Source organism: aff. Roholtiella sp. LEGE 12411 (genome assembly GCF_015206995.1).
Taxonomy (GTDB): Bacteria; Cyanobacteriota; Cyanobacteriia; order Cyanobacteriales; family Nostocaceae; genus Komarekiella.
In genome coordinates this window covers 87,537-107,403 of record NZ_JADEXR010000003.1, presented here as the reverse complement: position 1 = coordinate 107,403, position 19,867 = coordinate 87,537, and the positions used below count along the sequence as shown (strand labels likewise).

The following is a 19,867-nucleotide window of genomic DNA, read 5'->3' as shown; positions in this document are numbered from 1 at the left end:
GCATTGGACATGGGGGGGGAGAATAACTAATGACAAATGACAAATGACAAATGGCCAAAATGAATTCGGGACAGCCATTAGGTTCGGTCACACAAGGTTCGCTCACAGGAGGATTAGAAGTACGATTACACCCTGATATTTCTGTCGAAGATATGCGGGTGGGTAAATTTCTCGTTGTCCAAGGGATGCGATCGCGTTTTTTCTGTATGCTGACAGATGTAGCACTCGGAGCTGCTAATGCGCGAATTATTGCTAATCCCCCCAGTTGGGAAGACACTTTTTTACGAGACGTTTTAGCCGGGAGTGGTACTTACGGTACAATCAATCTCGCGCCGATGTTGATGTTTACTCCCGAAGCTGAAGAATCTTTCTCACCCACAAATGGCAAATCTGCCAATCCCTTCGTCCCATCGACGACGGGATTGGCTTCATTTGTGCCCCAAACCAGTTCTACGATGGAATTACTCCCTGTTAAAACTATTCCTAGCCACTTCAGTCAAGTTTACGAAGCTAGTGAAGAGGATTTTCGCCGAGTATTTGGCTGGGAAGATGACCCCCAAAGGCGCAATTTTTCCATTGGTAAACCTTTGGATATGGATGTACCAGTGTGCATCGATTTAAACCGCTTTGTTGAACGTAGTAACGGGGTTTTTGGGAAATCTGGTACTGGTAAATCCTTTTTGACACGCTTACTTTTAGCTGGCGTCATCCGCAAAAGTGCGGCGGTTAACTTGATTTTTGATATGCATTCTGAATATGGCTGGGAAGCAGTTGCAGAAGGAAAGAACGTAAATACTGTTAAAGGTTTAAAGCAACTTTTTCCTGGTAAAGTCGAAGTATACACCCTCGACCCCGAATCGACAAAGCGTCGGGGTGTGCGTGATGCTCAAGAACTGTATCTTAGCTACGAGCAAATTGAAGTTGAAGATATTAAGTTATGTAGTCGAGATTTAGGACTCTCAGATGCAGCCCTGGATAACGCTAATATCCTGTATAGCGAGTTTGGCAAGTCTTGGATTGTCCAGTTGCTAAATATGACTAACGAAGAAATCGAGATGTTCTGCGAGGAGAAGCGCGGACACAAAGGCTCGATCATGGCATTGCAGCGCAAACTATTACGTATGGATAGTTTGAAGTATATGCGTGCAGTTTGCCCCCAGAATTATATTAGTAAAATTGTCCAATGTCTGGAAGCTGGGAAGAATGTTGTGATCGAATTCGGTTCCCAGTCGAATATGCTCTCTTATATGTTGGTGACTAATATGATCACCAGGCGAATTCATGAGCATTACGTCAAGAAAGCAGATAAGTTCTTACAAAGCAAAAATCCCTGCGATCGCCCAACACCACTAATGATTACTATTGAGGAGGCGCACCGTTTCCTTGACCCAGCAATAGTACAAAGTACCATCTTTGGTACTATCGCCAGGGAACTGCGGAAATATTTCGTAACACTGCTGGTAGTTGATCAACGCCCATCAGGGATAGATAATGAGGTTATGTCCCAGATTGGGACTCGCATCACCGCTTTGCTGAATGATGAAAAAGATATTGAAGCGATTTTTACAGGCGTCTCTGGTGGTGGCGCTCTGCGATCGGTGTTAGCAAAATTAGACTCTAAGCAACAAGCCTTAATTTTAGGTCACGCTGTTCCCATGCCAGTAGTAGTACGTACGCGTCCTTACGATGCAACTTTCTACGCCGAAATTGGTGACATAGCCTGGGAAGAAAAGACTGATACAGAAGTATTTGCCGCTGCTGAACTAGCCAAAGCTGATCTTGGTTTTTAAAGAGTCATTAGTCATTAGTCATTAGTCATTAGTCATTAGTCATTAGTCATTAGTCATTAGTCATTAGTCATTAGTCATTAGTCCTCTGTTACAAAGTTGAGGCAGTTTGTAGTGAGGTTCCGCCGCTTAAAGGAACTGCTGTCTGATCCAAGGAAGCCAAGGCTTGTGACTTTGCGCTTTGTCTTTTGTTCTAGGCTGTAGGGAAGCAGCTGACACATCTACGTCAGAACCAATCCCCAATGCCCAATGCCCAATGCCCAATGCCCAATGCCCAATCCCCAATGCCCAATGCCCAATGCCCAATGACAAATTCGTAACATCCCCCATTAGCACAGCCAATAAAGTTCGGTTATCCGGCTAATTACTGGCAACAGAAGAGGGGTTATTGGCGTCACTATAGATATACAAGCGTACTAAAGGAAATTTAATTTTTTGCAACCGGGCAATTTCGGATTATAATTAAAAGCTTTATTTAAGCTACTTTACTATTCCCCTGATTTATCGTAATATAAAGTTAAGTAGAACTCATACTGACTTCGTATTTACCAGTTGCTGCCAGTGACTGTCCAAATGAAGAATTCTCAAAAACAACCCAGCGTGCTTCTAATAAATTAAAAAATTTAGGAAAGGTAGGGGAACCTATCGCAGGGGCGTACCGTCTCGACAACGGCTGTATTAACTGATTGCTTTTGGTAGCGCCCTATGTTCCGTGATACAAATACTACCTTTCCCAAACCATCTAGCAAGAAAACCTTAGTAATAAACTCTTTATTGTGTTTACGGAGTAGAGGACTACGTACCAATGTCTACTGTTAACACCCAAACCGAAAACCTAAACACCAAATTCACCGCTGATATGGTGAGAACCTATCTGCGGGAAATTGGTCGTGTACCACTGCTGAACCGTGAACAAGAGATTGTATACGGGAAGCAGGTGCAACAAATGATGACGTTAATCGACGCCAAGGAGGCTTTGGCGAAGAAACTGAACCGTGAACCAAGTATGTCAGAGTGGGCTGACAACGTTCACCAAACTGAAACTGATGTCAAACAAACGGTGGCGCAAGGGAAACGAGCCAAGCAAAAAATGATCGAAGCGAATTTGCGCTTAGTCGTTGCTATTGCTAAGAAGTACCAAAAGCGGAACATGGAATTTCTGGATTTGATCCAGGAAGGAACTCTAGGATTAGAGCGGGGCGTAGAGAAATTTGATCCGACAAGGGGTTATAAGTTCTCGACTTATGCTTACTGGTGGATTCGCCAAGCCATTACCCGCGCGATCGCCCAACAAGGTAGGACTATCCGCTTACCGATTCACATTACCGAAAAACTGAATAAAATCAAAAAAGTGCAGCGAGAACTGGCTCAAACTTTGGGGCGATCGCCCACTCCGGCGGAAATTGCCAAAGAACTGGAGTTGGAACCCGCCCAAATCCGCGAATACCTAAATATGGCGCGTCAGCCAGTTTCTTTGGATATTAAAGTTGGCGATAACCAAGATACTGAGTTGCAAGAAATGCTGGAAGATGACGGCCCATCACCAGAACATTACACCAACCAGGAATTTTTACGCCAAGATTTGAACAACCTTTTAGCAGAATTAACCCCCCAACAGCGGGAAGTTTTAGCTCTGCGTTTTGGTTTAGAGGATGGTAACGAATTGTCTTTAGCAAAAGTAGGCGAGCGGTTAAATCTCAGCCGTGAGCGCGTCCGCCAATTAGAGCATCAGGCTCTTGCTCATCTGCGTCGCCGTCGCGCTAATGTCAAAGAATACGTTGCTAGCTAAAAGCGATCGCTTCCAACAGTTCTAATGATTAGCTTTAGTTCCGCCCTTGTTGGAAGCTTTTCTTTAACACGCCTCCTGAATTCAGGGGGCGTTTTTTTACAGCATATTTTATATCAACAGGCCACTGGGGGCATTGTAATGCCTACCCTACAAGCTCTGAAAATATAAGTTCAGAGCGATCGCTATCAGTTATCTGGAATATAGTTTTTTTTACTTAAAAATCTAAAACATAAATATTAAGATATTCATTGAAGTGTTTAATTTGTGATTAAACTCACCCAATCGGGTGAAACTATTGGATGAAGCTTGAAAAATCTAACCAATGGTAGATTAAGATTACAGACCTAAATTCTAGAAAAACTTAATTCTTTGACGGTTTTGTTTTTCAGACAATAGAAATCAAACCATCGACGGAGCCTTGAACAGTCAAGACTTAGTTACGGTTCAAATAAGTTCTACAGAACTTAGTTATTTTTTTAACAGGAGAAGTAGGGTGCTTAACAACATTCGTCAGTTCTTACCCTCTCTTAAGTTGGGAATTCCCCTTGCGGGCTTACTTCTCACCCTTGGTTTCGTGGCTAAGCAGACTCAACCAGTGCTGAGTAGCCAAATAGAAAAAGCATCTACGTTATTAGTTACAGATTTTCAAATTTCATCTGCTCGAATTCAAAAAAGTTCTGAAATCCCTTTGTTATCGCGGCTAAGAGAAGTTCGAGAGCAAAGAAGTCAACAAAAGACAGCTTCTAGAGTTAGGAAGAGTTCAGAAAAGTTTGAGCAGAGAAAACTTGCAAAATCAACTCCCGTTCGTAGCAAAGTATCCATACGCTCTCAACAGCGGTCTAAATATGTTACTTCTGCAAACTTATCAACAAGAAAAACAGTACCTACAACCATAGCACTGGGCCGTCAGGTATCTGTAAACGAAGCAGGAATTCTACCGAGAACAAATTTTCCCGTAGGAAATGGGATTTATCTCTATGGCCAATCCCCAAAACCAAACCAGCTTGGACAAGGATACATCATATTTCAGAAGCAGCAGGGCAGAGTCAGGGGTGCATTATATATGCCACAATCGGAGTTTAGTTGTTTCCAGGGTACACTTGATCGCTCTGGAGAGTTGGCGATGACGGTGAATGGTTCACCAGATGAAGCCAGTTCGAGTCGGGTAGCTGCAACTAATAGACTACCTAGAGTCACTGAGGATGAGTCAACAACCTATGCTTACTCAGTAGCATTGCAAGACTATCATCAATTAAATCGGATCAGTGCTAGCGATCGCCGCATATTGCAGATGTGTAATCAATCTTCAACAGGTTCCTACGGTAAGTTCGCTAAATAATGGATATCGTCATTAGTCATTAGTCATTTGTATTTATAACAGACAAATGACTAATGACAAAGGACGGCTTCTGTGAGATCAATCAATACTCAATTCCTGGTTGTGCTTTAACACCTTGATCGCGGAAAGGATGCTTAATTAGAGTCATCTCGGTTACTAGATCAGCTTGCTCAATTAAAGCAGCTGGTGCGCCTCTACCTGTCAAAATAACGTGCTTATCAGCTGGTTTTTCCGCTAACCCTGCCAAAACTTCCTCAACTTGTAAATAAGCCATTTTGAGGGCGATATTGATTTCATCTAATAGTACTAAATGAAAATCTGGGTTGCGGATATATTCTAATGATTTCTGCCAAGCAGCGCTAGCTTTGTCGAGGTCGCGATCGCGGTCTTGAGTTTCCCAGGTGAAGCCTTCACCCATGGCATGAAATTCTAGCTGGTCTTCCCAATAACTGAAAACCCTCTTTTCTGAAGGTTCCCAGCTTCCTTTGATGAATTGGATGATCGCTACTTTGTACCCATGACCAAGCGATCGTAACACCATCCCCAAAGCCGCAGTAGTTTTACCCTTACCATTCCCAGTATTTACAATAATTAACCCTTTTTCGGGTACAGCTTGTGCTATGCGCCGATCCTGTACTTCTTTACGCCGCTGCATCTTTTTGCGGTACTGTTCATCAGTTAGCTCATTTATTGATGAGGACATTACCTCGTCAATCAAACGCTCAATCTCTTGGTCGGGAATCAATTCTTTTGGTGTGTCGTTTGTCATCAACCTTGTCTGCAAATAACTGTTATAACTTTCGAGATTACATGAGCAATAAATTATTTAGGTTTCCAAAAGTACTTAAACTAAATCCTGATGAGTAAAGGACTTAGCATTCGCTCCGGTGTAAGTCGCTACAATATGACCATCGCCAGTCATTTGATACTTGTATGTCACCAATCCTTCTAAACCAACGGGGCCACGGGGTGGCATTTGTTGGGTACTAATCCCTACTTCTGCACCGAAACCGTAGCGGAAACCATCAGCAAAGCGGGTGGAACAATTGTGGAATATATTGGCTGAATTTACCAATCCGATGAAGGTTTTGGCAGTGGTTAAATCTTCAGTGATAATCGCATCCGTATGGCGAGAACCATATTGGTTAATATGAGCGATCGCATCTTCTATAGCATCCACTATTTTAATCGACAAAATAAAATCGCTATATTCTGTTTCCCAGTCTGTTTTTGTTGCAGTTTTAATATGAGGTAAAATTGCCAAAGTGCGTTGATCACCTCTTAATTCTACGTGACATTCTTCTAAAGATTCAGCCACTTTTGGTAAAAATTCTGCGGCAATCGACTGATGAACTAGCAAAGTTTCAATTGCATTACAAACAGCAGGGTACTGTGCTTTGGCATCAACAGTAATGGAAATTGCTTTATTAATATCAGCAGCTTTGTCGATATAAAGATGACAAATGCCATCTGCATGTCCTAATACCGGAATGCGCGTATTTTCTTGTACAAACCGCACAAAAGAGTTAGAACCTCTAGGAATAATTAAATCCACATATTTATCTAACTTCAAAAGTTCTAGAGTTTCCTCTCTAGTTGTCAGCAACTGCACTGCATCAGAGTTAACAGCAGTTTGAGATAATCCTTGCTTTATAGCCTTGACTATTGCTTCACAAGAGCGGACAGCTTCCTTTCCACCTTTAAGAATCACACCATTACCCGATTTAATAGCCAGAGAAACAATTTGAATTGCTGCTTCTGGACGTGCTTCAAAAATAATCCCCAAAACACCCAAAGGACAAGTAATCCGCTTGAGAACTAAGCCAGTATCGAGTTCACGGTGAATTTGCACTTTCCCCACTGGATCAGCTAGTTTACCTACATCTCGTACCCCAGCGATCGCATCTCTTAACTTATGTTCATCCAACTGCAACCGCTTGTAAAGTGGTTTGGGAATTCCGTCAGCAGCAGCGGCTTCACAATCAGCAATATTTGCTGTGCATATTTCATCTCTGGCTGATTCTAAAGCTTGGGCGATCGCTTCAATAGCTTGATTTTTAGCCTCAGCGGAGAGAAGTGCTAGCTTACTTGCAGCTTGGCGGGTTCGTTGGGCGATTCCAATTAGGGGAGAAGCAATGTCGAGAATAGTCATGGCACAAAAAGACTTTTAAATATAGCAATAATTTTTGCTTTTTCCCCATCCTATCAACCTTAGCTAGTCATTTGTCATTGGTCATTTGTCATTTCCCCTTACCACACCCTACTGGTTACTTAAAGGTTATACTGACGCACTTGTACTTATATTACATCTTGGTTAAGTATTTTAACGTACTATCAAAAAATAGCTTTCGGCGTCCAACAGACTAGAGAGAAGCAAATAACCGCATATTTCTAGTCTTTTACTTATAAAAATAATTTATACTTCGGTCATTTCCGAAATTGCGATGACGAATGCTGGATCTATTGAGTATTCATGGATAAAAGACCACTCCTTTGCTAGGGAGATTTTATGTCATTACAATCTGGATTAGATGCTTTTCAACAAAAACGTTATCAGGAAGCAGTTCAATTACTAGAAGAGTTTTGCGGGAATGCTGTTGATTACAATTCCTCAGATTATCTTTCAGCACAGATGTGGTTGATGAAAGCCTATCAAGGTACAGGCGAAATCGAAAAAGCCAAGCTTCTGTGTCAAAGGTTAATGTTCAGCGAAAATCTACAGGTTCGCGCTTGGGCAGAACAAGCCCGTCAATCCTTTTCCCAACCGCCAGAAACCCATAGCACCACTCAAAAAGCCAGCCGTGCTGCTACTGTTGGTGTGAAATTAGCAATGGGGGGTGTGGGTGGAAGTCTGGTATTAGCTTCTGGTGTCACCATGACCTTGCTGTTTGGCATGGTCTTGGTTTTAGGTTTGAGCTTAGTATTTATTTTGGGTAGTAACGATCCACTCCAAGGGCTAGCGATCGCAATTGGTATTACCTTCATTTTTAATATCGCCGCTTTTTTCCTGTCTCCCTTCCTGATGGACTTAACTCAAAGCTGGCTGTACCAAACTCGCTGGGTAGAGTTGGCAGAAATTGAAAGCCTCAGTCCAGAGACAGCTAAAGTCATTCGTCAAGTCTGTCAGCAAAAAAATTTTAAAACCCCCCGACTGGGAATCATTAACGACCAAAATCCCACGGCTTTTACTTATGGTTCATTGCCTAACAGCGCCCGCTTAGTAGTCAGTCAAGGACTTTTCACTTACCTTGATGATGATGAAATTGCTACAGTCTACGCTCACGAACTAGGGCACATCGTTCACTGGGATTTTGCAGTGATGACAGTAGCTTCTACCTTAGTACAAATTTGTTACCTAATTTACAGCACAGCTAGAAGATTTGGACGTGGTGGCGATAGCAAAATCAAAGATGCTATGCAAACAGCTGCTTTAGTTGCTTATGTATTTTATATACTCGGTACTTACCTACTGTTGTATCTCTCCCGCACCAGGGAGTACTTTGCTGACCACTTTGCAGCAGAAAGTACAGGGAACCCTAATGGATTATCCCGCGCTTTGGTGAAGATTGCTTATGGAATTTTAGAAGAAGGTTCGCGATTCTCCTTTGGAGAGGCTGCGCCAACGCCAGAACCTAGCCGCTTGATTGAAGGTACTCGCGCCTTGGGTATCTATGACCCGAAAGCCGCTGCTTCTACAGGAACCGCCTACCGCATTGCATCCGATCCGCAAAAAATTGGTCGCGTCTTTTTGTGGGATATGTTTAACCCGTGGGGCTGGTGGATGGAGTTAAATTCCACTCATCCCTTGACTGGCAAACGAGTCCGCGCCCTCAGCATCTATGCCGAACAGCTAGGTTTACCGACTGAGTTCGATATGGGGCGAGTCATTGGCGAAGGCAAAAGCCTAAGTAAGAGTAGACTTTACGGTAACTTCTTTTTAGATGTTGTACTCTACGGTGCGGAAACCATTGGTTTCTTCGTTGGTTTGGTAATGGGTGTGATTCTGTGGTCAAGTTCACCCAACTCCGGTTTAGTACTGGGTGCGCCATTCATTGGCTTAGGAATAGGAATTCTGAGTGAACTACCCCGCCGTAAGACGAACGGGGCTTCCCAATTCATCGGGAATAGCCTCAAAAACCCCGTAGTTTTTTTGGTCTGACATTCCCTCCAAGGGCAGGAGTCCTGGTTCCCAAGACCCAAATTTTTTTCTTCTCCCAAGGGGAGACGCCAAGGGCGATGCAACATATACCTATTAGCTTGGTTTTCGCTTATGGCATTGATGGTCAAGACGCTATCTATCTTACCAGAAAATCCTGGGGATTCGTCATCCATCCAGAATTTGTTTTTACCAAGTAAAAAATCAATTCTAGATGGAATCCTCACCCCCCGCTCCATATCCCCACCCTACTAAAAGTTGAGGGTGGGGACTTCCGCGAAGCGTTAAAGCCTTGGTGATGTTCCCCGACTACAAGCAAGCACCAGAAACGGACATTCTCACCTTGATGTCAGACCCCTACGCCAGTCCATTGCGTGGACAACCAGCCAAACTAGAAGGTCAACTAATTGGTCGTGGCGACGCAGGTTATAAATTTGGTTCCGACCTAAAAATTCAAGATCGTAGCGGGATGCTTTATCTGCACTATGCCTCACGTTTTGGCCCCATTGGTAATTTTCTATTTGGAATGAAGCGAGTCCAAAGCCTAATTGGTGAACAAGTTGGGGCTGTGGGTTGGTTCCGCCGAGGCGTTGCACCTTGGATGGATCTTATCCAACTCCAAAGTGAAAATGGCACCACCGTTAACAGTTACCATCGCTTCTGGTCATTCATCCTCGGTGGTGGATCGATTATCCTAGGAGTGGTCTTGACTATGTTTTTGAGCAGCAGATAGCTGAGATTTTAGCCTGTTGCCTGAGCATTTCTCATTCCATCCAAGCTTTAATTTATCAGGAGGCGGTTCTCAACTGCCTCCATTTCTTTGGGAAGAACCTCCCAGATATTATTGAAGCATAGGGCAACGAACTAACAAAATTATGCATGACTCGGCAATTAAACCGAAAACGTTACGCGAAGCATGGGAACAAGGTTTGCAGCAGGGGTTAATCCAAGTTGCACTCAATATGCTGCAAGAAGGTATCGATTTAGCTTTAGTAGCAAAACTAACTGGGCTACCACTTGAAAGAGTGAAGGGTTTACAAGTTAGCAACTTAGATGATTCTCAAACACTGGTAAAAGATTTTTTAGAATTAAGTGAGTCATCACTAAATAAAGTGTGGCTCGATCCAGAGGAAGATAAAGCTTGGAAGGATCTATAGAAAACCTTGACAAAGGTAATGTCATCTCTGTGCCTTTTCCATTTTCTGATGCATCTGCCACTAAAAGACGACCTGCTTTGGTAATTGCAGAATCAGATAGTAACAATATCATGGTCTGTCCTATTACTAGTAAACCAGGCAGAGACTATGCAATTAAGTTAGAAGACCAAGATTTCAGGGTTGGTAAACTCAACTTAAGTCCTTGCTATATTCGCCCTAACATTATTGCAACAGTTGACAAAAGGAATGTTATTCGACGTCTAGGGAAACTTAAGAACGAAAAAACTAATGAAGTCATTACTACAATTATTGAAATCCTTCAAAAGTCCCCCGAACCTCCGCCACCAGAATCAAAAGCTTTGGAACGAGGTAAAAGCCCAAAATCCTAAAAAATAGGGATACAGGCTAAATTTTATCTGCGTGATAGTTTTATTGTTGAGTTGGGAAAAGCGTTTTTATGTAAATTGTATGTTAAGCAAAGCTAAAAACTTTATAAAGAAACCTAGCAAATTACTGTATGCACAGAAACATAACTAATAGATTTAAGCAAACTTTTTCTTAAGTTTAAGGAGGGCCTGATGGTTACAGCAACAGTACCAGGACAACAGGTCAAAATCGGCCCAACTCGGCTGCTGATTAATAACGAGTGGGTAAATAGTATCAGCGATCGCCGATTTGAAACGATTAACCCAGCTACAGGTGAAGTAATCTGTGAAGTAGCAGAAGCAGACGCCGCAGATGTAGATCAGGCAGTACAAGCAGCCCGCGTAGCTTTCAATGGGGAATGGTCTAAGATTTCTGCCACCCGCCGTGGCGAGTTACTTTACAAACTAGCCGATTTAATTAAGCAGAATATTGATGAATTGGCGCATCTGGAAACCCTGGATAACGGAAAGCCGCTACAAGATTCATTAGGCGACTTGGAACTAGTCATCGCCTGCTACCGCTACTATGCAGGTTGGGCTGACAAAGTTCAAGGTAAAACCATCCCAATTAACGGGCCGTACTTCTGCTACACTCGCCATGAGCCTGTAGGTGTGGTTGGTCAGATTATCCCTTGGAATTTCCCGCTATTAATGCAAGCGTGGAAACTAGCCCCGGCTTTGGCAACTGGCAATACTGTAGTTCTCAAAACTGCTGAACAAACACCATTGTCAGCGCTACGAGTGGGCGAGTTGATTATTGAAGCTGGTTTTCCCCCTGGTGTGGTGAACATCTTATCAGGGTATGGCCCAACAGCCGGAGCTGCGATCGCTCGCCATAAGGATATTGACAAAGTGGCCTTTACTGGCTCCACCGAGGTAGGACATCTAATTATGGAAGCAGCCGCCAAGAGTAACCTCAAGCGCGTCACTCTAGAACTTGGTGGAAAGAGTCCCAATATTGTCTTTGCCGATGCTGATATGGATGCAGCGATCGCAGGTTCCCACGATGCCATATTCTTTAACCAAGGGCAGTGCTGCTGTGCTGGTTCACGGCTATTCGTGGAAGAAAAATGCTATGACGAGTTTGTCGCCAAAACTGTAGAAAAAGCTCAAAATCGGATTGTTGGTAATCCCTTCGATGCCAAAACAGAACAAGGGCCCCAGGTTGACAAAGACCAATTCGACAAGGTGATGAGTTACATCGAGTCTGGGATGCGCGAAGGTGCTCAAATGCTTTGTGGTGGGAATCAAGTCGGAGAACAGGGTTTCTTCATCGCCCCCACAGTCTTCGCTGATGTCCGCGATGATATGAAAATTGCTCAAGAAGAAATCTTTGGACCAGTGATGAGCATCATCAAGTTTAAAGATCTCGACGAAGTAATTCAACGGGCGAATGCCACCATGTACGGACTTGCAGCCGCAGTCTGGACAAAGGATATCACTAAAGCCCATGCGATCGCTAACAATTTACGCGCTGGTACAGTCTGGGTAAATTGCTACGACGTATTCGATGCTGCTGCACCCTTCGGTGGGTTTAAGCAATCTGGTATTGGTCGAGAACTAGGCGAATATGGCTTGCAGCAATATACAGAAATTAAGACTGTTACTATCAAGTTGTAAACTGAATGTATTACTACTCTTGGGCTAGTTGGGCTTTTGCCTGCTGCCAAAGAGTTTCTAACTCATCCAAACTGTAATCAGAAAGGGGGCGGTTAAAAACTGCCTCCATTTTTTGTAACCGTTGCACGAATCGCTGATTTGTACCTTGTAATGCTTCACTAGGATCGAGATGATGCCAACGCGCAAGCTGAATCACTGTAAATAGTAAATCGCCTAATTCCGCTTGTTGTCGTGCTGGTGTTTCCTCAGCCAAAGCCTGCTGAAACTCGCCCAACTCCTCGTGAAACTTATCCCAAACCCCATCAATATTTTCCCACTCAAACCCAACAGCAGCAGCCTTTTGGGAAATCTTCATCGCTGCCGTTAGTGGAGGAAGAGTACGTCCATAACGACTAAGTTTAGCACTAAGTTTTTGCTCCTCTGAGGATGGCTCGCCTTTTTCCGCAGCTTTGATTTGTTCCCAATTTTGCCGCACCTCATCTATACTTGTCACGGACACATCACCAAACACATGGGGATGACGCCGAATCAACTTTTGGGAAATCCCTTGAGCAACTTCTTGAAGAGAAAATTGTCCAAATTCACTAGCGATTTGGGCTTGCAGTACCACTTGTAATAATAAATCGCCTAACTCTTCTGCGATCGCCTCTTTATCCCCACTCTTAATCGCGTCTACCACCTCATAAGCTTCTTCGATCACATAAGGTGTCAGCGTTTGGGGAGTTTGCGCCAAATCCCACGGACAACCACCATCAGGCGATCGCAATTTCGCCACCACCTCAATCAATTCCTGCAACGCCGCCAAACTTTCATTTTGATTCACTTCCATACCTCTGCGCTTCCCTTTGCGTTTTAAAATTATTTTTTTGGCTTAATCCGACGACTACTACGATTTGTAACTTTACGCTTCTTAATTTTGCCACTAGGAAGCAAACTCCTAAGCCCCTGTTTTTGCACGCGCTTGTATGCCGAACCACCCCAATCACTCAGAGAATGACTCATTGCACCAAGTTCAAACCCCAAAAACAGGGAGATATATTCAGTACTGTAACTCGTGAGCGATCGCCCTACAGTTACACCTAAATCCTGCCAAGTAAAAGCAATATTCCACAACTTTTCGGCAACTACCAAAATGACAATTGCCAAGATAGCTAACAAGCCGCCCAGATAAAGTACCCGCAATGTTGTACCGATAATCGGCCCGTGGGAGAAAAAAGAACGATGGCGGAGGCTTTTTTGATAAGGTAGCCAAATCCAGCGCAAAAAACCCCAGCGTTGAAATTGCACAGAGTAAATATCCAAATCGGGGCCAAACATTAGCCCCCCAAATAGAAATCCACCTGCAACCAACAAAGTCGCATTGCTACTGCGAGTTTGCCAGAAAGTTACGCCCGCCACGAACGGCAAAGCATACATAGTAATGCGATCGTGCGTTCGACCAGAGGGCATTATTAAATCCTGAGTACTGAGTGATTATAAGACAAAAAAATATTTTCCCAAAAATACTAGCGTGATGCGAGATATTTTGCTATATTGTTTAACTGGAAGACAAAACGGGCGGTTAGCTCAGTTGGTAGAGCGCCTGCCTTACAAGCAGGATGTCATCAGTTCGAGTCTGGTACTGCCCATTCATTGAAAAGCCGTCAATCTGGCGGCTTTTTGCATATCTGAGTAAAACTGCTTTGTGATTTAGGGTAATATTATTACCTGGAAATACCCGATATTACCTGCAATCACAGAGAAATTTGAGATCAAGATTAGCACAGTGAAAAATTGCAGATTATAGCTGAACTTGCAGGGATAACAGTTGACCTCAAACCCTACATTGGCAGCTATGGCAATGCCTAAACTAAGCCGCGCCAAATTCCCACTGATGACCAAATAATTCAGGCGCGATCGCTCTTTATTGATTCTCCTGCTTGGCTTTGGGCTTATGGAGTGATGGCAGCTTATGGGTTGAGAGATCATGAAATATTTTTTTGTGAAATCTCGTCTACGCCACTCCATGTCTGCCATGTGATTGAAGGGAAAACTCTGGTATTGTCCCCCGCGAGAATATCATTGATTGTGCTCTAGTTCGCTTCTAGCCTTTGAATAATATTGGTAAAGTGAATAAGTAACCGAGGGATTTGAGATGTAGAAGGAACTGTGGAACTTGGGTTTTCCTCTAGGGATAAGGGGCAATGGGGATTATGGATTGAAAGCTGGTGACTATCAACCATCAACAAATCACTAGTCTTTAAATCCAAAATCCGTCTTGGAAAGTTCTCTTCGCCACTATCCGGCGCATCCTACGGGTTACTACAGACTTTCTGCAAAATCTAAAAATCCCAAATTGATATGATGCCGTACCTAGCTAAAATTTTACTTTACCCAATCAAGTCATTGGACGGCTTTGAGGTTGAAAATATTAGAGTGCTCATTAGTGGAGCACTACAGCATGACCGAGAGTTTGCCATTTTTGACAAGGCTTTGAAGTTAGTAAATGGCAAGCGCAATGCTAAAATTCATTTACTGCGAGCATATTACGCAAGCCTCTTTGGAGCATCGCAATCTGCACTTTTCAATAGAACTATTTCGCTGCAATTCCCAAACAGCGACTCACAACAAGTTTTTCATCTGGATGACGAAAGGCAAGGTCTAGAAGCGTCTTTGAGTGATTTTTTCGGGTTTGCTGTTACATTAGCGCAAAATTCTCTTATGGGGTTTCCTGACGATACAAACTCGCCTGGCCCAACGGTAATTAGTACAGCAACACTAGCGGAAGTAGCTTCTTGGTTCCCTAGCTTGAGTGTTGATGAAATGCGCCGTCGGATACGTGCAAACATCGAGATTGATGGTGTACCGCCGTTTTGGGAAGATCGGTTATTTAGTGAACAAGGCGATGTAGTCTCCTTTCGAGTAGGAGATGTTTGTTTTTATGGAGTTAATCCGTGTCAGCGTTGTGTAGTCCCAACACGTGATTCTTACTTAGGGAAAACTTACCCGAACTTTCAAAAAATCTTTGTGAAACAGCGGCAAGCAACCTTGCCAGATTGGGTAGCCTTGTCCCGTTTTAATAACTTTTTCAGATTGAGTGTCAATACAAGATTACCCGCCTCGGAAGCCGGGAAAATTTTACAAATAGGCAACGAAGTAGAGATACTTTCTCAACCAAATTAACCTTTCGTCAAAGTAAAAAGTAAGAAATCTTTTGATTTTATTTACTTGATTTCTCACTAATCAGCTAACTATAATTTGAGAGAAATTACAAGAACTTGAAAGGGCTGGTTCTGTGTTTATTTTTTCACCAGTTCTCACTCAAGTTTACCTAATTGATGACACGCCCTAAGCCCCAAAGGTGAATTTATCGGTATTGAACATCGAGATAATGGCAATCTGTTTTAGAAGCAAACAATGCTGAGATGAAATCAGAACTTACGCAAGTGTCATATTTTTTCCGTTGAGGTTGTCCACAGTCAAAGGTCAAAAGTCCAAAAAACCTTGATTGTTGAACGCCACTTCCTTCTCCTGTCAAAGACGCTGCGCGAACAAGTCGGCAGAGCCGCAAGGGCGCAGTGGCTCCCCTTGACCCTTGACTCTTGCCAGAAGCCTTGTGTGTCAGTTGCGTAAGTCCTAGAAATTTTGAAATGAGGCTCCATCCAAAAGTCAGAGTCAGCTGACTCAAATTTTAGAAACCGGAGCAGTGGATGTAATGATCACAGATAATAAATCTGATTACACAAATCAAATTTGCCAGCAGACGCTTGGCCAAGGAGCAGTGGCTGAAGTTAGCGCCACACAATTATCAAAAGTAGCTCAAGTCTATTTTGCCGGAACTAATCAACTTTACCTAGTGCTGGTCTGCCGATTTTGAGAGCACTACAAGGGAAAACGTTAGGATGAATAATATGAAAATTCCCAATTTTGACAGAATTATTCCCATTAAAGCCTTAGAAGAGCAAATTTATGACGAAGTGATTAAAAATCGAGAAATCAGGCATAAGGAAAACCAAGCAGTTGTTGATCAAACAGTACACATGTTTGCTAGCGAAGCCGAACTATTAGAGTTTTTGCCGCAAATTTTACCTGAGTGTCTGGGAAAGATACACCACGCCGGAGCTAGCTGTAGCAATAACCTGATTTTAGAGTTAATCAAGCAAATTCTACCAAATAAAGGTCAAGCTATCAATTTCTCCGGTATTTAGCAAGAAATTACCAGTTTGAGAAAATCATGGAATTGACTATAACAAACGTAGAATGAATTACGAGCGATTAGACTCTGATAAAAAAGATATTTTGATCATTGATGATATGGCGATCAACCTACGGGTTTTATCCTCTATCCTGACCAAGGAAGGGTATAACGTCCGCAAAGCCTTGAACTGGCAAATGGCATTGACGGCTTGTCAAACAGTATTACCGGATCTGATTTTACTCGATATTATGATGCCAGAAGTCGATGGTTATGAAGTTTGTCATAGGTTGAAAGCTTGGGAATTAACTGTAGATATTCCGGTGATTTTTATTAGTGCTTTAGGTGATGTTTTCGACAAAGTTAAAGCTTTTAAAGTAGGTGGTGTAGACTATATTGCTAAACCTTTTGAGTTTGAAGAAGTTTTAGTGCGTGTGCAAAATCAACTGGCGTTGAGGACGGCACGATTAGAAATATTGAGCTTAAATGCTGAACTAGAACAAAGAGTAAAACAGCGTACTTGGGAGCTAGAAAAAGCTTTGCAAATACTTCAGGAGGAAATTAGTTCTCGTCAGGAACTGCAAAATAAGTTGCTAGATATAGCACTGCATGATTCACTCACTGGTTTACCAAACCGAGTGTTGTTTATCAGGCGACTGGAAAAAGCTTTAAATCGTGCTCAACAAAAATATAATTATCAGTTTGCTGTACTGTTTTTGGACTGCGATCGCTTCAAAGTTATTAATGATTCTCTGGGACATCTCGTGGGAGATGAATTGCTGATAGCGATCGCTCACCGTCTGCAAACATGTCTGATGCCCGTTGACACTTTAGCACGATTAGGCGGCGATGAATTTGGGATTCTCATAGAAAATCTTACGGATATCAGCATGGCAATCCAACTTGCTGAGCGCATCTTAGAACAACTAGCACTGACTTTTAAACTATCTAGATATGAAGTATTTATGAATGTCAGTATTGGTATTAGTTGGGGCAACAAAGATTACGAACGTCCAGAGTATTTGTTGCGGGATGCAGACACAGCGATGTATCGTGCTAAGGCTCAAGGTAGAGCTAGATATCACGTTTTCGATCCAGTAATGTATCAGGAAGCCATCCAACTTTTAGAGTTAGAAAATGACCTACGAAGAGCTGTTGAACGGCAAGAATTTCGCGTTTACTATCAACCAATTATTTCCCTGGCCACAGGTAAAATTTCTGGGTTTGAAGCGTTAGTTCGTTGGCAACATCCGATTCGTGGTCTAGTTGCTCCTGGAGAGTTTATTCCTGTTGCAGAAGAAACAGGTTTGATTAATGTTATCAATATCTGGGTATTGGATACAGCTTGCCATCAACTAAGCATCTGGCAAAAGCACCCAGCAACTCCAGAAAACCTAACTATCAGTGTAAATTTAAGTGCGCGGTTGTTTTCTAAACCAGATTTTATATCTCAAATTGATCAAATTATTGATGAAAATAAAATTAATCCTGCTAACTTAGAACTGGAAATTACCGAAAGTGTAATTATGGAAAATACTAACGGAATTAAAACAATTCTTCAGCAATTAAAGCAGCGAAAAATTAAGCTAATTATGGATGACTTTGGTACAGGATATTCTTCTTTGAGTTATTTGTATAGCTTTCCTTTGAATGCACTCAAAATTGACAAATCTTTCGTCAAACGTATGCAGGAAAATCAAGAGAATATGGGGTTAGTACCAGCAATGATTGGTATTGCCGATTCAATGGGGCTGACTGCGATCGCTGAAGGCGTCGAAACCAAGGAACAGTTAGCTCAACTTAGAAGTTTAAACTGTAATTTTGCTCAAGGATATTTATTTTCTAGACCCCTAGAACAACAATTGGTTCTCAACTTGCTTATAGCAGCGCCTCAATGGTAATGACTATTCCTACCTTCTGGGAAACTTCTTTGTATCTACACTTTAATTCCAAATTAACTGAACTTATGTTCGTCATTGGGGAAAGCAAATCCAGACCCTCTGGTGTAGATAATGCGCTTAGCTTGGATTTTGAGTAGGCGTATGCAGATACGGGTTTTATAAAAATAATTCTTTTTTTAAATGGATTTAAATCAAACCAACCAACATAAAGGAAACATTTTGGTAGTCGATGATATCCCAGACAATTTGCGTCTTTTGTCGGCAATGTTGTCTGCACAAGGTTTTGAAGTTCGCAAAGCCTTAAACGGTAAAATTGCATTGAGTGCCTGTAAAATGGTTTTACCAGATGTGATTTTACTAGATATCAACATGCCAGAGATGGATGGCTATCAAGTTTGTCAACAATTAAAATCAGACAGTAAAACTTGCGAAGTGCCAGTGATTTTTATTAGTGCCATGGATGATGTTTTAGATAAAGTAAAAGCCTTTGATGTTGGTGGCGTAGATTATATTACAAAACCTTTTTATGGAGCAGAAGTTGTATTAAGAATTGAAAATCAGATTAATTTACGTTTACTCCAAACTAAACTGCAAGAAAAGAATTTTTTATTACAACAGGCTCTGGATAATTTAAAAGCTGCTCAAGTCCAACAAATTCAAAACGAAAAGATGGTGGCACTGGGGCAGTTAGTGGCTGGCATTGCTCATGAAGTTAATAACCCTGTTAGTTTTATTTATGGCAATCTTCAATATGCTGGTCAATATGTAGAAGATTTAACAAATATGATTGAGGTCTATCAACAAGAATATCCAGAACCTACACTAAAAATTCAGCAAATGGTCAAGGATATAGATCTGAATTTTGTGATTAACGACCTACAAAATCTTATAGGTGCTATGTATAGAGGTGCTGATCGCATTAGGGAAATCGTACTAGCGCTACAAAACTTCTCTAGACATGATGAAGCCGAAATGAAGCAGGTAAATATTCATGAAGGTATTGATAGCACCTTGGTGATGTTGCAGCATCGACTTAGAGAAACAGCAGATCGTCCCGCTATTGCTATAGTCAAAGAATACGGTAATTTACCCTTAGTAAATTGTTATGCTAGTGAACTAAATCAGGTATTTATGCATCTGTTGAATAATGCAATTGATGCTATTGAAGAGTCATTTGTCACTAGTCATACCCTGCGGGAAGGCGAAGCGCCTATGTTATTAGTAGAGAATAGAGAACAAAGGACAATTCCACAAATTCGGATTCACACAGAAGTCAAAGACTCTAATCTTGTCAGCATTGCGATCGCCGATAATGGCTCTGGTATAGATGAATCGTTGCGATCGCGTTTATTTGACCCATTTTTTACCACCAAACCAGTAGGCAAAGGCAGTGGGCTAGGATTGTCGATTAGCCATCAGATTATCGTGCAAAAACACCAAGGACAGATTACTTGCACCTCATCCCCAGGAAAAGGAGCAGAGTTTGCGATCAAAATTCCGATCAAATAAATTTAACCCT

The 19,867-nt window shown here is 42.2% G+C and carries 18 protein-coding genes and 1 tRNA gene; 14 read left to right on the top strand and 5 right to left on the bottom strand.

The genetic code is table 11. The annotated features are described in order from the left end of the window. Positions 1 to 59 precede the first annotated feature (59 nt). Complete coding sequence (locus IQ246_RS01735) at positions 60 to 1,790, top strand: ATP-binding protein (RefSeq protein ID WP_193999532.1); 1,731 nt, start codon at positions 60 to 62, stop codon at positions 1,788 to 1,790. Positions 1,791 to 1,916: 126 nt separating this feature from the next. On the opposite strand, the gene IQ246_RS01730 is transcribed toward IQ246_RS01735, so the two are convergent. Next, the gene (locus IQ246_RS01730; RefSeq protein ID WP_193999534.1) at positions 1,917 to 2,117 is read right to left on the bottom strand and encodes a hypothetical protein; all 201 of its coding nucleotides are present in this window, start codon (positions 2,115 to 2,117) and stop codon (positions 1,917 to 1,919) included. A gap of 475 nt (positions 2,118 to 2,592) precedes the next feature. On the opposite strand from IQ246_RS01730, the gene IQ246_RS01725 reads away from it, so the two are divergent. Beyond that, positions 2,593 to 3,576, top strand: coding sequence for an RNA polymerase sigma factor, RpoD/SigA family (locus IQ246_RS01725; protein WP_193999518.1), 984 nt, complete (start codon positions 2,593 to 2,595; stop codon positions 3,574 to 3,576). 493 nt (positions 3,577 to 4,069) lie between these two features. Further along, on the top strand, positions 4,070 to 4,915 hold the full coding sequence (locus tag IQ246_RS01720; RefSeq protein WP_193999516.1) for a hypothetical protein: 846 nt from the start codon (positions 4,070 to 4,072) through the stop codon (positions 4,913 to 4,915). 82 nt (positions 4,916 to 4,997) lie between these two features. Here IQ246_RS01720 and cobO read toward each other — a convergent pair whose 3' ends face one another. Continuing rightward, entirely contained in the window at positions 4,998 to 5,684 is a 687-nt protein-coding gene (cobO, locus tag IQ246_RS01715) for a cob(I)yrinic acid a,c-diamide adenosyltransferase (RefSeq protein WP_193999514.1), read from the bottom strand. 75 nt (positions 5,685 to 5,759) lie between these two features. After that, on the bottom strand, positions 5,760 to 7,067 hold the full coding sequence (locus IQ246_RS01710) for a glutamate-5-semialdehyde dehydrogenase (RefSeq protein WP_193999512.1): 1,308 nt from the start codon (positions 7,065 to 7,067) through the stop codon (positions 5,760 to 5,762). Between the two features lie 357 nt (positions 7,068 to 7,424). Between IQ246_RS01710 and IQ246_RS01705 the strand changes: the two genes are divergently transcribed. The 5 genes from IQ246_RS01705 (at position 7,425) to IQ246_RS01685 (ending at position 12,273) form a co-directional block, all read left to right on the top strand. Then, entirely contained in the window at positions 7,425 to 9,074 is a 1,650-nt protein-coding gene (locus tag IQ246_RS01705) for a zinc metalloprotease HtpX (protein WP_244141902.1), read from the top strand. Between the two features lie 295 nt (positions 9,075 to 9,369). Continuing rightward, complete coding sequence (locus IQ246_RS01700) at positions 9,370 to 9,804, top strand: hypothetical protein (protein ID WP_244141901.1); 435 nt, start codon at positions 9,370 to 9,372, stop codon at positions 9,802 to 9,804. 142 nt (positions 9,805 to 9,946) lie between these two features. Further along, positions 9,947 to 10,228, top strand: coding sequence for a hypothetical protein (locus tag IQ246_RS01695; RefSeq protein WP_193999510.1), 282 nt, complete (start codon positions 9,947 to 9,949; stop codon positions 10,226 to 10,228). After that, the gene (locus IQ246_RS01690) at positions 10,213 to 10,617 is read left to right on the top strand and encodes a type II toxin-antitoxin system PemK/MazF family toxin (protein WP_193999509.1); all 405 of its coding nucleotides are present in this window, start codon (positions 10,213 to 10,215) and stop codon (positions 10,615 to 10,617) included. The genes IQ246_RS01695 and IQ246_RS01690 overlap by 16 nt, the downstream gene beginning before the upstream one ends. Positions 10,618 to 10,806: 189 nt before the next feature. After that, positions 10,807 to 12,273: an aldehyde dehydrogenase family protein gene (locus tag IQ246_RS01685; protein ID WP_193999507.1), complete on the top strand. Its 1,467-nt coding sequence runs from the start codon at positions 10,807 to 10,809 to the stop codon at positions 12,271 to 12,273. A gap of 13 nt (positions 12,274 to 12,286) precedes the next feature. On the opposite strand, the gene mazG is transcribed toward IQ246_RS01685, so the two are convergent. Together mazG and IQ246_RS01675 are read right to left on the bottom strand one after the other, a co-directional pair. Further along, positions 12,287 to 13,102 carry a nucleoside triphosphate pyrophosphohydrolase gene (gene mazG / locus IQ246_RS01680; RefSeq protein WP_193999505.1) on the bottom strand — a complete coding sequence of 272 codons (816 nt, stop codon included), beginning with the start codon at positions 13,100 to 13,102 and terminating at the stop codon, positions 12,287 to 12,289. A 29-nt stretch (positions 13,103 to 13,131) separates the two neighbouring features. After that, on the bottom strand, positions 13,132 to 13,722 hold the full coding sequence (locus IQ246_RS01675) for a metal-binding protein (protein WP_193999504.1): 591 nt from the start codon (positions 13,720 to 13,722) through the stop codon (positions 13,132 to 13,134). 106 nt (positions 13,723 to 13,828) lie between these two features. Between IQ246_RS01675 and IQ246_RS01670 the strand changes: the two genes are divergently transcribed. The 6 genes from IQ246_RS01670 (at position 13,829) to IQ246_RS01645 (ending at position 19,857) form a co-directional block, all read left to right on the top strand. Beyond that, positions 13,829 to 13,901, top strand: a tRNA-Val gene (locus tag IQ246_RS01670). A gap of 715 nt (positions 13,902 to 14,616) precedes the next feature. Beyond that, complete coding sequence (locus tag IQ246_RS01665; protein ID WP_193999530.1) at positions 14,617 to 15,435, top strand: MOSC domain-containing protein; 819 nt, start codon at positions 14,617 to 14,619, stop codon at positions 15,433 to 15,435. Positions 15,436 to 15,958: 523 nt separating this feature from the next. Beyond that, positions 15,959 to 16,129 carry a hypothetical protein gene (locus IQ246_RS01660; protein ID WP_193999502.1) on the top strand — a complete coding sequence of 57 codons (171 nt, stop codon included), beginning with the start codon at positions 15,959 to 15,961 and terminating at the stop codon, positions 16,127 to 16,129. Between the two features lie 25 nt (positions 16,130 to 16,154). After that, positions 16,155 to 16,460, top strand: coding sequence for a hypothetical protein (locus tag IQ246_RS01655; protein ID WP_193999500.1), 306 nt, complete (start codon positions 16,155 to 16,157; stop codon positions 16,458 to 16,460). Between the two features lie 52 nt (positions 16,461 to 16,512). Continuing rightward, the gene (locus IQ246_RS01650; RefSeq protein ID WP_193999498.1) at positions 16,513 to 18,348 is read left to right on the top strand and encodes a GGDEF domain-containing response regulator; all 1,836 of its coding nucleotides are present in this window, start codon (positions 16,513 to 16,515) and stop codon (positions 18,346 to 18,348) included. Between the two features lie 180 nt (positions 18,349 to 18,528). Next, positions 18,529 to 19,857 carry a response regulator gene (locus IQ246_RS01645; RefSeq protein ID WP_193999496.1) on the top strand — a complete coding sequence of 443 codons (1,329 nt, stop codon included), beginning with the start codon at positions 18,529 to 18,531 and terminating at the stop codon, positions 19,855 to 19,857. Positions 19,858 to 19,867: the final 10 nt, after the last annotated feature.

What these genes read in the sequence shown, in the direction of transcription:
- IQ246_RS01735 (WP_193999532.1), top strand. Translation starts at nt 60, where the DNA reads ATGAATTCGGGACAGCCATTAGGTTCGGTCACACAAGGTTCGCTCACA.
- IQ246_RS01730 (WP_193999534.1), bottom strand. Translation starts at nt 2,117, where the DNA reads ATGGGGGATGTTACGAATTTGTCATTGGGCATTGGGCATTGGGCATTG.
- IQ246_RS01725 (WP_193999518.1), top strand. Translation starts at nt 2,593, where the DNA reads ATGTCTACTGTTAACACCCAAACCGAAAACCTAAACACCAAATTCACC.
- cobO (WP_193999514.1), bottom strand. Translation starts at nt 5,684, where the DNA reads ATGACAAACGACACACCAAAAGAATTGATTCCCGACCAAGAGATTGAG.
- IQ246_RS01710 (WP_193999512.1), bottom strand. Translation starts at nt 7,067, where the DNA reads ATGACTATTCTCGACATTGCTTCTCCCCTAATTGGAATCGCCCAACGA.
- IQ246_RS01705 (WP_244141902.1), top strand. Translation starts at nt 7,425, where the DNA reads ATGTCATTACAATCTGGATTAGATGCTTTTCAACAAAAACGTTATCAG.
- IQ246_RS01700 (WP_244141901.1), top strand. Translation starts at nt 9,370, where the DNA reads ATGTTCCCCGACTACAAGCAAGCACCAGAAACGGACATTCTCACCTTG.
- IQ246_RS01695 (WP_193999510.1), top strand. Translation starts at nt 9,947, where the DNA reads ATGCATGACTCGGCAATTAAACCGAAAACGTTACGCGAAGCATGGGAA.
- IQ246_RS01685 (WP_193999507.1), top strand. Translation starts at nt 10,807, where the DNA reads ATGGTTACAGCAACAGTACCAGGACAACAGGTCAAAATCGGCCCAACT.
- mazG (WP_193999505.1), bottom strand. Translation starts at nt 13,102, where the DNA reads ATGGAAGTGAATCAAAATGAAAGTTTGGCGGCGTTGCAGGAATTGATT.
- IQ246_RS01675 (WP_193999504.1), bottom strand. Translation starts at nt 13,722, where the DNA reads ATGCCCTCTGGTCGAACGCACGATCGCATTACTATGTATGCTTTGCCG.
- IQ246_RS01665 (WP_193999530.1), top strand. Translation starts at nt 14,617, where the DNA reads ATGCCGTACCTAGCTAAAATTTTACTTTACCCAATCAAGTCATTGGAC.
- IQ246_RS01655 (WP_193999500.1), top strand. Translation starts at nt 16,155, where the DNA reads ATGAATAATATGAAAATTCCCAATTTTGACAGAATTATTCCCATTAAA.
- IQ246_RS01650 (WP_193999498.1), top strand. Translation starts at nt 16,513, where the DNA reads ATGAATTACGAGCGATTAGACTCTGATAAAAAAGATATTTTGATCATT.
- IQ246_RS01645 (WP_193999496.1), top strand. Translation starts at nt 18,529, where the DNA reads ATGGATTTAAATCAAACCAACCAACATAAAGGAAACATTTTGGTAGTC.